Here is a 14780-nt window from a genome sequence, read left to right as displayed (position 1 = left end):
GCTATAACGAGATCGCCCAAATGTATGTCGATCACGTTGCCTTTTTGTCACCCAGGTCGAATCTGACCTGGATTGCAGTGCCCGACGACGTCGTTTGGGTGCGCACGAGGTCGGCCAAACGGTTCACCAGCAACAGACCGCGACCGCCTGGTTCGTTTGCGTGAACGGGTGTGCGTCCGGCCAGAACATCGGTGATGTGCCCGTTGTCGTTGACTTGGCAAACAATACTTCTGCTTTCTGCCCAGACCCGGACCGTGCTCTCGCCGCCGCCGTGCCGCACGCTGTTGGTCGCCAGTTCCGTGACCGCGAGCGCGAAGTCGTCGACGCGATCGGGGCCGAGCCCCAGCTTGGTGGCCTGCTCACGTGCGAACGACCGCACCGCCGCCATCGCACCGACGGCGGCCGACGTGCTCGCCGCGTCCGCAGGGGTCTGCAGCGGCATCGAGTGCGCGGCGACGACCACCCGTGCGGGGTGGAAGTGGTCGCTGGGCCGGTGGCCGCTCGCGTCGATCACGACCGGGTGGGTCTTCTCGGCGTCGGCGAGGACGTCGTGGTTGAGCGCGGAAGTGTCGTACGGGCAGAGAATGCTGAGGTCACGGCCGCCGAACGCGTAGTTGACCAGCGCCTCGTGCAGCGCGCACGCCGGGTACTCGACCTCGCTGCGGAGGTCCCACACCGGTTCGCTGATGATCCGCACGGCCCCGCGGTGCCGGTCGGCGAACGCGCGGAGCTCGGGGATGATCCGGCCGGGGTTGCGGCCGGTGTCCGCCATGTCGATGAACGTCACGAGGTGCGCGACGCCGCGCAGGGCCTCTTTCAGCAGCTCCAGGTTCCGGCTGGGCACCGCCACGGCGACCGGTTCGCCGTTCGCGAGCCCTTCGACCACGAACGGCACCGTCCCGTCGATGTAGGACTCCTCATCGGAGTAGAACAGCGCCGGATGCGCGAACGTCATCGTGCCACCTTTCGCTCAACGCCCCAGGATGCGCAGGGGAGTCGTTGCTCAAACCATCATCTTCTTGACCCTGACACCGTGTCAGCCCCTACACAGGAGCAGTCATGTTCACCATCGGAGACTTCGCCCGTCTGGGGCGCGTGTCGGTGCGGATGCTGCGCCATTACGACGCGGTCGGCTTGCTCTACCCGGCTGCCGTGGATCCCTCCTCGGGGTACCGCTTCTACACCGCCGCGCAACTCTCGCGGCTCAACCGGCTGGTCGCGTTGAAAGACCTCGGTCTGACGCTCGACCAGGTGCGAATCGTGCTCGACGAGAAGCTTTCCGTCGAGCAGCTGCACGGAATGCTTTCGTTGCGGCGCGCCGAGCTGCGGCAGCAGATTCTTGCGGACGAGTCGCGGTTGCGCCGGGTCGAGGCACGTCTCCGCGCCATTGAAAGGGAAGGCGCCATGCCTGTTGACGACGTTGTTGTGAAGCCTGTTCCTGCTGTTCGGGTTGCCCGGTTGACCGCTACTGCTGCCTCGTACGGGCCGGAGGACATCGGGCCGGTGATCCAGCCGTTGTACCCGGAGTTGATGGAACGGCTGGGGCGGGCCGGGGTGCCGATCACCGGGTACGGGATCGCCACCTACGAGCCTGGTGCCGGGGAAGAGGTGCTGGTGCACGCCGGGGTGACGGTGGCCGTTTCCGGGTCTGATCAGCACGACTTCGAGGTGGTGGATCTGCCGGCGTTGGCTGAGGCGGCGACCGTCGTGCACCGGGGGCCGATGGACGATGTGGATGCCACCTATCAGGCCGTGGCCACGTGGATCGAGGCTCAGGGGTTGAAGCAGAACGGGTTCGCTCGCGAGGTCTACCTCAACTACGGGGACGGGGATCCCGCGGACTGGGTCACCGAACTGCAGCTGGAGATCGTCAGGCCGTGAGGGTGGCGCGCACCAGTTCGACGTCAGGATGGTTGAGCTGCTGATAGATGTCCAACGCCAGCAGCAGGACTTCGTTGGCCTGCTGCGCGTTGCCTCCGCTGCGGTGGGCGGCGCCGAGCCGGGTCAGGGTGCCGGCCTCGTAGAACCGGTTGCCCAGCCGTCGCCACAGCACGAGCGCGTGTTCGTAGTGGGTGATGGCGTCGTGGTGGTGGCCGAGGCGGTGGAGGGCGTACGCGTAGCTGTCCACCGCGCTCGCCTCGCCCTGAGGGTCCGAAATGGACAGTTCGCGGAACAGTCGGATGGCCTCCCTGCTGTGCCCGAGTGCGGCCTCGTAGCTGCCGAGTTCGGCTTGGCAGCGCGCGAGAGTGTGCAGCGAGCGCGCCTCGCCGTTCTTGTTCCCGGTCTGCTGGAACTGTTTGATCGCGGTCTCGCCGTGGGCCAGCGCTTCCTCGTATTCCTTGGTGATCTGGCAAAGCATGCTCATGCCCCGGTGCGTCCGGGCCTGGCTCTCGGTGTCGCGCAACGACTCCGCGATCGCCAGCGCGCGGCGGTAGTGCTCTTCCGCTTGCTGGTGCTCGCCGACCAGCGTGAACGCCCGGCCGAGATAGCGCAGTGTTCTGCCCAGCGTCAGTTCGTCGCCGTGTTCGGTGGCTGATTCCAGGGCAGTGGTCAGCACCCGGATCTCGTCCAGCCAATGGCCGAGCCGGTCGTAGTAGGTGACCAGGCTCCACGGCAACAGCCACGCGTGCTGGTGGAACCCTTGTGCTCGCGCCTGCCCTGTCGCTGCCAGCAAGACGGCGTGCTCGGCGGTGAACCAGGCCACCGCTTCCGCGTAGGTCGTCACCGTCGCGACCACGGCGCCGGGTTCGTGCTGCGGCAGCCGGACTGGGTCCCGGTAGGCGTACAGGCAACGTTCCGCCGCCCAGCTGGAGTGCAGGTAGTGGTCTAGCAACCGGCCTGCGGCTGCGCGGTTCGCATGATCGTCGGCGGCGGCCAGTTCGGCCGCATATGTTCGAAGCAGGTCGTGCATGCGGAATCGGCGGGGCAGGTGCTCCTCGACGAGGTGCGCGGCCGCCAGCCGGCCGAGTTGTCTGCGGCACTCCGGCAGTGACACCCCGAACAGGCTCGCTGCGGCCAGGTCGCTGATGTCGGGGCCGACGTGGAGGCCCAGCAGCCGGAACGCCGTCTGGTCGGTGGGTGACAGCGCCCGGTACGACCACGAGAACACGACCCGCAGGTCGAGGTCGACGTCGCCCAGGTCGAGAGCGTCCAGGCGGCTGTCTTCATCGCCTAGCTCCTCGACGAGTTCGGCGAGGCGGGCACCTGGACGGTTGGCGACCCGCGCCGCCGCGATGCTCAACGCCAGTGGCAGCCTGGCGCAGCGGCCGACCAGTTCGATGGCGTTCTCGGGTTCCTCGGCGACCCGCTCTCGGCCTGCGCGGCGCTCCAGCAACGTGATGGCGTCGGTGTGGTCGAGCAGTCCTAGCGACAGTGAATGCGCGCCTTCTCGTGCGGCGAGACTGTCCAGCCGGCTTCTGCTGGTGACGATGACGACGCAGGTGGAACTGCCTGGCAGCAATGCCCTTACGTGTTCGGTGTCCCTGGCGTTGTCCAGCACCACCAGCAGGCTTCGTCGGTGCACGAGGCTGCGGTACAGGCCCGCTTTCGCGTCCGGGCCAGTCGGTACGGCCTCCGGAGCGACGCCTAGTGAGGTGAGGAAACCGTGCAACGCCTGGGAACACGTCATCGGTTCCTGGGAACCGAACCCGCGCAGGTCTACGTAGAGCTGGCCGTCGGGGAAGTGTTGTTTGGCTCGGTGTGCCCAGGTCAGCGCGAGCGCGGTCTTGCCGATGCCTGCGGCTCCGTTGACCACGGCGATCGTGACTGTGTTCGGTTGTGCGGCCATGTGCTCGTCCAGCCAATCCAGTTCGTTTTGGCGGCCGACGAACGCTGGCGTGTGGGCGGGCAGCTGGCATGGAATTACTTGTGACGTGGTGCGGTCTCCGAGGTTGATGTCACCGTGGATGACGCTGGCTTGAACGATCGATCCACGCGGCGGCTCGTCGTCCATCTAGCCATTGTCCCCCAAGCGTTTCGTGGAACCACCCGCCAGCTGGGCGAGAGTTTCGAACGGCCGGCTTCGCCGGGCCGGCACATGCCCTCCTTCGTCGGGCGTGTGCCGGGACGAAATTGCTTTGGTCCATTTTCTTAGGTGGTTGCGGGGCGTGGGCGAGTTGCGTGCGATTGCGTATCTGCTGCGTGCGTGGTTGCTAGTGGTTGCGTTGCGTCTAGAGAGAAGAACGCGCACGATGCCATGGGTTTGACCTGCTAGTTCACCTGATCGAGTGGGTCGGTTTGGTCAAATTGAGATTTGATCAAGAATAGAATTGAAGGCATGGAAGACGTCGAGTTTCTGGACGCTCTCGCTTATCACGACAAACAGATCGCTTATCACCAGGCGCAGCAGATGCGGGTGCTCGCCGCCTACGCCATTAAGTGTGAGGGCGAGGAGTTCTTCGACGCTGAGATCGCTGCCGCGATGCGGTGGACGACGCGGTGGACGACGGACCAGATCGCGATGGCGTTGGACCTCGCGTCCAAGTTGCCGCAGACGTTGAACGCCCTGGAGAAGGGGGAGATCGACTTCTACAAGGCGCGGGTGCTCTACGACAAGACCGTGCCGTTGTCCGCGGATCTCGCCGCGCAGGTTGAACAGCGGGTGCTGGCCAAGGCACCGGATCAGACCGGCGCGCAGATGCGCCAGCTCACCAACCGGGTGGTCATGCGGGTCGATCCCGAGGGGCACAAGGAACGGGCGGAGATGCGCAAGGCCCAGCGCTGCACGGGGATCGACGCGATGGAAGAGGACATGGCCCGGTTCTGGGCCTACCTTCCGGCGCATCTGGCCACCGCGTGCTACCAGCGGGTCGATGCGATCGCCCGGCAGGTGAAGACGCCGACGGATCCGCGGACGTTGGATCAGGTGCGGGCGGACGTGGTCGCTGACCTGCTCCTTGCCACGCCGGGCACGGAGAGCGCGGTGAAGGTCGAGCTGTACGTGGCGATCTCCGCGGCGACGTTGATGGGCCTGTCCGGGCAGCCGGGTGAGTTGGCCGGGTACGGGCCGATCACCGCCGACCTGGCTCGGGAGCTGGCCGGGGACTCGACGTGGCGGCGCCTGCTCACCGACCCGATCACCGGCGAGCCGCTGGAGTTCGGCACCAGCACCTACCGGCCACCGGCGGCACTGAAGAGGTTCGTGTGGACGCGGGATCGGACCTGCCGCTTCCCCGGCTGCACGCGCCCGGCCCACAGGTCCGAACTCGACCACACGGTGCCGTTCCCGTTCGGATCGACGTCGAAAGCGAACCTCGGCCCGTTCTGCAAGCACCACCACCGCGTAAAGCACCGAACGGCCTGGCAGGTCAGCCAACCGAAGCCCGGACGGTTCTGCTTCCGCAGCCCCGCCGGGAAGACCTACCGGCGAGACCCCGAACCAGTGCTCGGCGACCTGCCGCCGTTCTAGACGGGTAAGTCCTAAGTCCGGGCGGTGCCTGGAGACGGACGACGCCTACCTTGCTGAGCGCGGGGTACGGCTGCTGCGCCCGAACTACCGCAATCGCACCCCACACCCAGCCCAGCACCTGCTCAAACCCGTCCGCCAACTGATCGAGTCGGTCAATGACACCCTCAAAGGCCAGCTCGACCTCGAACTGCACGGTGGCCGCACCGTCGACGGCGTGACCGCCCGCATCGCCCGACGTGTCCTCGCCCTGACCGCCGCGATCTGGCACAACCGCGCCACCGGCCAGCCCATCACCGATCTCTGCTCGCCTACGACCACTGATCAGTTAGGACTTACTCGTCTAGTGGTCGTCCTGGTGGATGCGCCGGTGCAGCGACTCCATCCGCTCGTCCAGCTGGGCCGCGATCATCGCGGAGGACATGAGCTCGTCGACGAAGTCCGCGGGCGGGCTGTCGTCGTACTTGTAGAAGAGCTTGTGCTCCAACGTTGCCCAGAAGTCCATGGCGATGGTGCGCAGCTGCACCTCGACCTTCACGTGCTCGACCCGGTCGGACAGGAACACCGGGATCCGCACGATCAGGTGCAGGCTGCGGTAGCCGTTCGGCTTCGGGGTGGCGATGTAGTCCTTGGTGCGCAGGATTTCCACGTCGTGCTGGCGGGCCAGCATCGCGGACACGCGGTACACGTCGGACACGAACGGGCAGATCACGCGGACGCCGGCGATGTCGTCGAGGACCTCGCCGATCGAGTCGACGTCGAGGGGCAAGCCCTTGCGCCGCAGCTTGTCCAGGATGCCTTCTGGTTTTTTGACGCGGTTCGTGATGTGTTCGATCGGGTCGTGGCGATGGACCGAGTCGAACTCCTCGCTGAGGATCCGGAGCTTCGTCATCAGTTCCTCGATCGCGAACTTGTAGACGAGCAACCGCCGTTCGAGGTCGCGAAGGAGGCTCAGGTCGTCGGCCAAGTCGGTCACGACACCAGGGTACTGATCACGGTGACCCCGCCGAGCAGCGGTCACGCAGCGCTACAGCGGCGGCCAGTTCGTCGGCGAAACCGGCGGAGTTACCTCGTGCACGCTGTGAGTACAGGCTGATCGCCTCCTCGGCCAGCGCACGAGCGTCCTCGCCCGAGCCCAGGGAGAGCACGACCTCGGCGTGGTGCACCAAAGCACTGGCCAGCAGCGGGCTGAAGCGTTCGGGCGCGGCGGAGGCGGCGCGGCGGTACAGGGTCACGGCCTCGGACGTGTGCGGCAGGGCTTCGCTCAGGCCCACGAGAGCGGCCAGGCAGCGCAGCGAAGCGGCCAGGCGGTAGCCGTGAGCCCACGCGTTGCGCGAAGAGAGCGATCGGCAGAGAGTGACCGCGTCACGGGCGCTGGACATGGCCTCGTTCAGGCGGCCGGCGTCGTGAGCGCGGTCGGAGAGGTTGACCAGGGCTTCGGCCAGTTCGGGTTCGTACTCGGCGGACTGGCCGTTGGCCAGGCCGCGCAGGATTCGCACCGCTTCGGAAACGTCGAGGTAGGCCTGCTGGGCGTCGCCGTGGGCGCGGGCCTTCTGGCGGCCCAGGTTGGCCAGGGCGACGCCGAGGTTCGCGCCGGGACGTTCGTGGAGTTTGCGTTGCAGGCCGCGCATTCGTCGTTCGGCGTCGTTGGCGATCGAGAACGCCTCGCCGGCACGACCCAGTTCGCCGAGGAGTTCGCTTTCCAGGATCAGGCTTTCGCACAGGTCGGTGGTGTAGGTGCGCAGGCCCGTCACGGTCAGGCGGCGATACTGCTCGGAGGCTTGGTGGGCGGAGGTCAGGGCGGCCTCGGTGAAGCCCGCGCGGGCCTGGCTGCGGGCCAGCCGGAGGAAGACGGGTGCGTCGCGGTGCGGGCCCGGGGTGCCCTGGCGGAAGCTGTGCTGGGCCAGGATCTTCTCGAGTTGGGCCACGGCCGGGTCCAGGCGCAGGTCACGGCGTTGAGGTGGGGGAACGGCGGCGCTCACCTGGCGGAGCAGGTCGGTGTCGGCGTGGCGGGTCGCGGCGATCATCGCGGCGGGGCCGGCGTCGACCAGCAGGCCGGGATCGACCCGCAGCAGCGGGTTCATGTGTTGCAACGCCAGCGCGGGGAAGCGGTCGGACGCGTGCGCCAGTACGCCTACCGCGCGAGATTTGAAGGAGCGGTCGAGCGATTCGAGGACTGTGAGCGCCCACGAGCGTGAGACTCCGGTCAAGTCGTCGTCGTCCACCAGCACACACGCGAGCAGATCATCGCCGAGTTGACTGCCGCCCAACGGATCCAGCACGTCCTGGTCGAGAGGGTAGTGGCGTTCGTAAGCCGCCAACAATGACGACCATTCGTCCTCATCGGACAGTCCCAACAAGAGCGCCAGCGAACGGGCGTGCTCCAGCTCCAAGGGGCGCAGCAAGGTTGCGAGGAAGATCAGTTGAGCGAGCACGTCGCGGTGCTCGGGTTCGTGAGAGGCGCGGTAGTTCTGCTCGTGGTGCAGGATTGCGCGGTGCACGCGGGAGAACGACGGTGTACGCCTGGTCAGCGTGTCGAGCGCCGCCGCGACCGCGGTGTGCTCCACGTCGGTGCGCAAGGCCACGCGGCGTTTGCGCAACGACGTCAGGTCGACCTCCATCGTGCCGGCCAGCACGTCGAGGGCGCGGCTGAAGAGCTGGTCACCGGTGCGGTCGCGCTGGACCAGTTGCTGGACCGCGGTTTCCACGCCGCCCAACGCACGCGTCAGGGCGTTCCACCAGAAGCCGGCCTCGGTGCCGAGCAGCAGGACGCGGGTGTTCATGGCGTCGTCGGTCAAAGCGGCCAGCAGGTCCTGCAGGTGGCGGGGATGCCACGTGTCGGCGCGGTCGACGACCAGCAGCAGGCCGCGGGTGCCGGGATCGGGTTTGCCGGTGGAGAGCCAGTGCGCCGCCTCCGGGTCCTGGCGGCCGCGGTAGACCCGCCAGCCGGCCTGGCCCGCCTCGGCGGCGATCTGGGTCGCGAGGCGGAGGCGTTGTTCCTCGGTCCAGCCGTGGACAAGGCGGACGGCTGCGCGGTCCTCGATGTCGAGCCACGTCCGCAACCGTTGCAACGCGCCGTCGTCGGCCGGGATCGTGCTCAGAACTTTGCCCAGCAAGGCGATCGGCTGGCCGCTGCTGGCCCGCGCGTCGGTGTCGAAGCGGACGGGCTGCAGCCAGAAGCGGGCGGGTTCCCCCTCGGGGCCGTGCATGCGGACCAGGACCGGGGAGGCCTGCACGGAGTCGCCGACGGCATCGGGCACGTGGAACACGCGGCCGTCGAGCGTGCGCAGGCGGACCGGGCCTTTGACCGAAGGCCGGAACTCGCGGCGGCGGTCGGCCAGGAGCCACGTGCCGATCGTGCTGCCGTGTTCGGTCAGCTCCACCCACGGCGGCACGTGGTGGGGCATCGGGATCGTCACGGCGCCCTCGAAGTCACCGCCGAGCTCCAGCACGTCGCCCTGCCAGCGGAGGTTGATCGAACCGCGCATGTGACGAGGAGTCTTGCCGTGCGCGACGGGCATCAGCACCGACTGCAGCAGGTGCTCGGAGTCCTCGTCGATCTCTTCGGTGATGTCGTTGGGGCGCAACCACTTGGCCTGCAACACGAGCTGCCAGCCGTCGGCGCTCGCCATCACCTGGGGCGGCAGCCGGTCCTTGGCCTCGGCGACCCACCCGGCCACGCCCTCGCGGCCGCCGTCCACCATCGCCTTGGTTCCCTTGCGCAGCAACGCGCACGCGGCCGGGACGCCACCCTCCTGGCCGGTGTAGACGCGCCAGTTGACGTCCTCCTCCAGCTGCAGGGCGGGGGAGATGGTCTGGTGGACGTGGCGGATCACCTCGCGCAACGAACCCAGAGCCCCGGCGCGGAACAGGACGCCGAGGCGTTCCCTCAGCGGTTCCAGGAGTTCCTGGCGCAGCGCGACGACCTGCGGTTGCCGGGCACCGACCCACTCGCTGAACCAGAAGTCCGACTCCGCGCCGACGTCGAGGTGGGGCAGCACGGTGAGGCGGACCGCGCGCACGAGCTCGGTCTCGATGCGCGTGGCGACGCTCAGTGCGACGGCGAGCTCGACGTCCGGACGCAGGCGCGGCCGGGTCAGTTCGGCGTCGAGCCGTGCCCTGATCACGCGGCCCGCCCGAGCGCGGAACGGATGGTGCCCACGGTGGTGCTGCGGTCCCAGCAGATCACCGGCATCAAGCAGGTGAGCCAGCGCGGCCAGCGTTCGCGCGGGAACGGCACCAGCGCGACGACCCGGCAGCCGCGTTTGCGCAGGCCCCAGACGTAGTCCTCCCACTCGTCGCGCTCAGCTCCGCCCCGCAGCACGTCGAACGCGGACAACACCAGAACCGCACGCCGGGGCTCGGGATCCCGGCCGGCATCGGTCAGCAGCGGCGAGCCGGAGAACACGGTGACATCGGTCAGGCCAGGTCCGACGACGTTGCGCACAACGCGCGCGAGCTCCCATTGATCACGCCAGAACAACGACATCGCGTCCGAGTCGTCGATCAGAACGTGGGCGCCGCAGCGCAACGTCGGCGTCGGGAGCCGAGGCAGGGAAGTGACGGCTCGGCCCGCCGCGACGTCCTCGACCAGGGCGTCGACGTCGATCTCGTCACCGGGAAGTCGTTGGGACAGCAGTGATTGAACGAGCGCGGACGTGGACGCCCTGCGCAGCAGCGGTTCGTGCGGAAGTGGCTGGCGCAGCATGGTGATGGTGGCGGTTTCCAGCGCGTCGACGTCCGGATCGGACCACACCTGGGGTGGCGCCTTGGTCTCCACCCACGACCGGCGCAGGCCGATCAACTGCCCGTTCGAGCTGTCCCGCCGAGGTTCCTCGAACTGCGGTGCGGTCGCGTCCCCGCGTTCCCCGATCGGCACGTCGTCCGAGGGCAACGCGGGCGTGACCGGCTCTTCCATCTGCGCGGTGGGCAACTGACTTCCCTGCGCGAACTCGGTGATCTCCACGGGCTCGGTGAACCCGAGCATCGCGGAGACGCGCAGGACGACGTCGGGATCGGGGCGCTGACCGGACGGCGTGACGGCGGCGACCGCGCGGACGAGGTCGCCGAGCCACGCCTCACCTCTCACGCCGGCCACCCCTGACCCGCGTCACCCCTGGTGTTCTTGCGGAACACCATCTTGAGGACGTCCTCCAGGTCCGAGTGGGTCGCCGTGGTGATGCCCTCGCCGATGCACGCCCGGATCGCGTCGATGAACTCCGCGGTGCTCGGCGGGCGCCGCTGGGCGTCACGGGCCTGCCGGCGGGCCGCGGTCAGCTCGTCGATCAGGTGCTTCAACGGATAGGTGTCCTGGTCCGGCACGTGGTTCGTGGCGATCTGGCGCAACGCCTCCTCGTCGTGGTCCTCCAGCCGGTAGACCACGCAGCGGCGCTCGAACGCGGGCGGGAGGTCGCGTTCCTCGTTCGAGGTGATGACGATCAGGGTCTCCGGCCTGGAGGTTTCCTGGACCACCTGCGCCTCCTCCAGGTCCGTCACCGTGAAGTACCTGTCCGCCAACGGCACCAGCAGACTGTTCGGCACGTCCGGGTCGGCCTTGTCGATCTCGTCGATCAGCACGATCGCGCCGTCGCCGGAGCGGCTGGAGTTCCAGTCCGGGTGCGGTTCGCCGGCCCGCGCGAAGGAAGCCGCGCTGGTCCGGTCGAAGGCCCACCAGAGCACGCCGGGTGCGATGTAGTCGCGGTCGGTCTTGATACCGGTTTTGGTCTGAGCGTCGCCCAGCCGGCGGACGCTGTCGAACGACCACAGCAGGTCACGCGCGGTGGTGCGGGCGGTGATCACCTGCTCGTAGTAGCGCAGGCGGTGCTGATAGGCGATGTACTTGGCCAGCGAGGACTTTCCCGAGCCGGGGGCGCCGAACAGCAGCAGCGGCCGCTTGGTCGCCCGCGCCACTCGGACTGCCAGTTCCAAGCCTTCTGGGCACACGTAACGGCTACCCTGCTCTTCGACCTGCGCGCCCGCCATCACACTGCGCCCATGGTGATCACCGGCTTGCGGCAGATCTTCTCGGCGGCCCTGCCCGTCACCATCATTCCACCCCTGTGTTGATCATCAAGTCCTCGCAGATCTCCTCGATCGCCGCTGCCGCCTTCTCCTCGTCGGCCCGCGGCAGCGACGCCCGGCAGTAGCAGGGCGTGCCCAGATGAGCGTCGAAGTCCTCGGACTCCGCGTCCGGCCCGATCACCAGCACCACCACGACGTTCGGCCACAGCTTGTGCGCGCACCGCACGCCGTCCAGCCGCGTCGACGGGAACTTGCCGGCTTCGAGCACCAGGTACTTCGTGCGACCGGTCTTGTCCGCGCCCCACGGCACCTTCCTCAGGTCCTCTTCGAGCTGGTACGGCTCGGGTCCCATCGGCACCGGCGCGAACGGCTGGACCTTGCCGACCCGGTCGTCGCAGTGCGTGGCGCGGCGCACGAGGTCCACGCCCGCCTCCACCGAGATCGGCTCCGGTGTGGTGCCGGGAGCGGTCGCCAGGACGCCGACGCGGTTGCTGGCCTGCTGTGGCGGCACGATCGGTTCGGCCTGGTCCAGCGTGATCCAGCTGGGTTTGATCAGGTTGACGAGTGTGCGCCGGAAGTCCCGGTCCGCGTGGACGAAGTGCGCCTGCCAGTGCCGGATCACCGCGCCGACAGGGGAGTCGAGCTGCGCCGCGAGCATCCGGTGGGCGAGGACCTCGGTGGCGAGCAGCGGCGGTACGGGCAGCGTGCTCTTGAACAACGCCGCCAGCCTGATGGCCTCGGCCGGATCGGTGGGCAGCATCTTCGCGATGCGTTTGACCAGGCGCATCTCGCCGTCCGGCAGCAGGCCCAGCTCTGTGCTGCCGAGGACGTCCACGATCTCGGCGACGACGCCCTCGACGGTCTTCTCGCCCTTCAGCTCGACGTACTGGGTCTCGGTGACCAGCGTGTTGAACGGCTCGATGCCGCTGTGCTGCACGGCTTCCGGGGTCAGGCCGATCAGCACGGGGATGATCCGGTAGCTGCGGCCGGACGGCTGCGCCTGCATCACGTCGACCTCGTGCTGGACATATCTTCGGTGCAGCGCCCGCTCGTCGAGCAGGACGACGCCGACGTGGCTGGTGGCGATGGCGTCGCGGATCTTCCTGCGCCACTCGTCGCCCTCACGCAGCTCGGTGTCGTCGACCCAGACGTGGAACCGCAGCTTCTCCAGCTCGGACTGCAGCCGCTCCAGCACCTCGCGGGCGACGCCGTCGCGGTTGTCGTTGGTGCTGTGGCTGAGGAAGACGCTCCACAGTTCGGGGTTCACGGTTGTCCCTTCGCGGGCGAACTCAACTGCGCCAGCCAGTCGTCGTTCTGCCGGGCGATGACCTGTTCGCAGCTCGTCACGAAACCGTCCTGCGCCACCGGATCCTTCCGGTCGGGCAACGTGGTGATCAGCTCGTCGAGGTCGATCGCCGTGCGGCGGTATCGGGCGACCAGCCGTTCGTAGCCGGACTGCGCGATGTGGGCCGCGACGGCACCGGCGATCGTGGCGAGCAGACCCGCCCAGACCGCGAGCTGGTAGCCCTGCACCGCACCGGCCGCGGCGAGTGCGGCGGCCATGCCCTGGAAGAGGTACTCGGCCATGCGCAGCCGTTGCAGGTCGCGCTGCAAGCGTTTGGCGGTCGTGCGGTGGTACTTGGCCTGCTCGCGTGCGCGATGCTCCACATAGGACCGCAGGTCGTGGATCGGCGGAGTGGCGGAGGCGACCTCGTGCATCGTCTCGCCGCGTTCGGCGCGGTCGATGTTCTGCCTGAGCAGCAACACCGCCCTCGGGTCGCGGTACGGCGCGGAGCCCGCGAGGTACTTGCACACCTCGGCCTTCACCTGTTCGGCGATCATCCGGGCGGTCGTCCACTGCTCGCGTGCCGCGGGTTCCCTGACCGCGCGCAACCAGATGCCGGCCACGACCAGAGTCGCGGTCAGCACGGCGACGGTGATGCTGGTGACGGGCAGCCACATCGGGTTGAACTGCGCCGCGATCACGGTCAGCAGCGCGCTGCCCGCGAGCGTCCCGAGCACCGCCATCCGGTACTTCACCGCGAGGTTCTTGTGGTGGTCGGCGGTGCGGGACCACGCCTCGTGCTTGCCCCACATCGCGCGGGCGGCCGCCTGGTCGATCGGTGGTCTCGTGGCGGGCAGCACCGTCTCGGGAGGTGGCCGGAGGGCCGGTTCGACGCCCTGCTCGGCCAGCCAGCGGCGGCTGATCGCGACGTCGAAACCGGTGTGACCCTTGGCGCGCTGAGCCTCCACGAGGGCGGCGGCGAACGGGCCCGGCGCGTTGACGCGGTCCTCGATCCACGCGCTGATCTGCTCGTGTGACGCCTCGCCGTCGACCTGCCCGGCCAGTTCGTGGAACCGCAGGAGCCGCAACGGCAGCGGGACGTCGCCGTGCACCAGGTCGAGGAGGACGGGGTCCGGCCAGGACACCGGCTTCGGGGGTGTCACCGGCTGAACCACCGGCGGCGGTTCCGGGACCTGCACGGGGACGGCGTTGGCCACCGGGTGGACCACGACGTGGTTGCCAGTCGGTGGCAAGGACACCGGAACCCGGGTTCTGAGCTGGTTCAGCAGTTCCTCGGCCATCTTGGTGGCCCGGTCGTTCGGACGCCGTTCCTCGCGCACGTCGACCCGGAGCCGGCCCTCCTGCACGATGACCTCGCGCGCCGGCCAGTCGGGGAGGAAGATCAGCCGGGGCAGGTTCGGTTGATGCGCGTCGTTCTGCTCGTAGGTCGAGAACGTCCACTCGCGATCCGGCAGCAGCGTGCGCAACGTCCACAGCACCTGCAGCTCCTGGCCGGGCGGCACGCCGATCACGCTGAACGTGCCGCTGAGCCAGGTCACCGCCCGGGCCAGGATCGGGACGAGGATCGGGTCGTCGAGCATCTTCGGCCGGACGCCCGGATCGAACTCCTCGATCGTCACGGCCGGTAGGCGGTTGCTTTGGGGGCGTTCGTCGAGCCACTTGAACCAGCAGGTCGTCATCGCCGGCACCAGCCGGTCGATCACGCGGTGATCGCCGACGAGCGCGTGCGCGATGTTGCGGCCGACGTCGACGGGACGCCCGGATCGCCGCAGCAGCGCGGCAGTTCCGTCCGGGAACGTGAGGTGGCTGAACGAGGTGTTCGGGGCGGTGTTGCCGCCGGTCTCGCTCAGCAGCCGGGCGTGCAGCCGCAGCTTCTGGTTCCAGCCGTCCCACGCGTCGTAGTCCTGGCTGGGGAACGACGCCGCCACGAGGTCCATGCCTTTGAGGTCGCTGACGGCGAAGAGCAGTTGGTGCAACGTCACGTCCCCACCCCTGTGCTCGTCCGGCGGTTGGGCGGCCCGTCGATCGACATCGACGCGACGAGCGGCT

10 protein-coding genes are annotated in these 14780 nt (G+C 68.4%); 2 read left to right on the top strand and 8 right to left on the bottom strand.

Annotated elements, in window-relative coordinates; translation table 11 throughout:
- Positions 1-31: 31 nt before the first annotated feature.
- Positions 32-955, bottom strand: a complete 924-nt coding sequence (locus LFM09_RS01245; RefSeq protein WP_414094325.1) for an anti-sigma factor RsbA family regulatory protein — start codon at positions 953-955, stop codon at positions 32-34.
- A gap of 104 nt (positions 956-1059) precedes the next feature.
- Here LFM09_RS01245 and LFM09_RS01240 point away from each other — a divergent pair, with 104 nt between their 5' ends.
- Positions 1060-1881, top strand: a complete 822-nt coding sequence (locus LFM09_RS01240; protein WP_414094324.1) for a MerR family transcriptional regulator — start codon at positions 1060-1062, stop codon at positions 1879-1881.
- On the opposite strand, the gene LFM09_RS01235 is transcribed toward LFM09_RS01240, so the two are convergent.
- The gene (locus LFM09_RS01235; protein ID WP_414094323.1) at positions 1871-3952 is read right to left on the bottom strand and encodes an ATP-binding protein; all 2082 of its coding nucleotides are present in this window, start codon (positions 3950-3952) and stop codon (positions 1871-1873) included. The genes LFM09_RS01240 and LFM09_RS01235 overlap by 11 nt on opposite strands.
- Before the next feature lie 324 nt (positions 3953-4276).
- Here LFM09_RS01235 and LFM09_RS01230 point away from each other — a divergent pair, with 324 nt between their 5' ends.
- Entirely contained in the window at positions 4277-5407 is a 1131-nt protein-coding gene (locus tag LFM09_RS01230; RefSeq protein WP_414094322.1) for a DUF222 domain-containing protein, read from the top strand.
- Positions 5408-5747: 340 nt separating this feature from the next.
- Here the strand turns inward: LFM09_RS01230 and LFM09_RS01225 are convergent, their stop codons facing one another.
- The 6 genes from LFM09_RS01225 to LFM09_RS01200 all read right to left on the bottom strand — a co-directional run bounded on the left by LFM09_RS01225 (position 5748) and on the right by LFM09_RS01200 (position 14713).
- Positions 5748-6380 (bottom strand): GTP pyrophosphokinase, encoded by a 633-nt coding sequence (locus LFM09_RS01225; RefSeq protein ID WP_414094321.1) that lies wholly within the window; start codon positions 6378-6380, stop codon positions 5748-5750.
- A gap of 16 nt (positions 6381-6396) precedes the next feature.
- Complete coding sequence (locus tag LFM09_RS01220) at positions 6397-9531, bottom strand: hypothetical protein (RefSeq protein ID WP_414094320.1); 3135 nt, start codon at positions 9529-9531, stop codon at positions 6397-6399.
- Positions 9528-10493: a hypothetical protein gene (locus LFM09_RS01215; protein ID WP_414094319.1), complete on the bottom strand. Its 966-nt coding sequence runs from the start codon at positions 10491-10493 to the stop codon at positions 9528-9530. Before LFM09_RS01215 ends, LFM09_RS01220 begins: the two co-directional genes overlap by 4 nt.
- Positions 10490-11332 (bottom strand): AAA family ATPase, encoded by an 843-nt coding sequence (locus LFM09_RS01210; protein ID WP_414094318.1) that lies wholly within the window; start codon positions 11330-11332, stop codon positions 10490-10492. The genes LFM09_RS01215 and LFM09_RS01210 overlap by 4 nt, the downstream gene beginning before the upstream one ends.
- A 118-nt stretch (positions 11333-11450) precedes the next feature.
- Positions 11451-12692, bottom strand: coding sequence for a toll/interleukin-1 receptor domain-containing protein (locus LFM09_RS01205; RefSeq protein ID WP_414094317.1), 1242 nt, complete (start codon positions 12690-12692; stop codon positions 11451-11453).
- On the bottom strand, positions 12689-14713 hold the full coding sequence (locus LFM09_RS01200) for a DUF4231 domain-containing protein (RefSeq protein ID WP_414094316.1): 2025 nt from the start codon (positions 14711-14713) through the stop codon (positions 12689-12691). Before LFM09_RS01200 ends, LFM09_RS01205 begins: the two co-directional genes overlap by 4 nt.
- Between the last annotated feature and the right edge of the window lie 67 nt (positions 14714-14780).

The sequence above is a fragment of the Lentzea alba genome (assembly GCF_047445655.1).
GTDB lineage: Bacteria > Actinomycetota > Actinomycetes > Mycobacteriales > Pseudonocardiaceae > Lentzea > Lentzea alba_A.
Note: the sequence above shows the minus strand (reverse complement) of the source record. Positions and strands in the feature narration are given on the sequence as shown.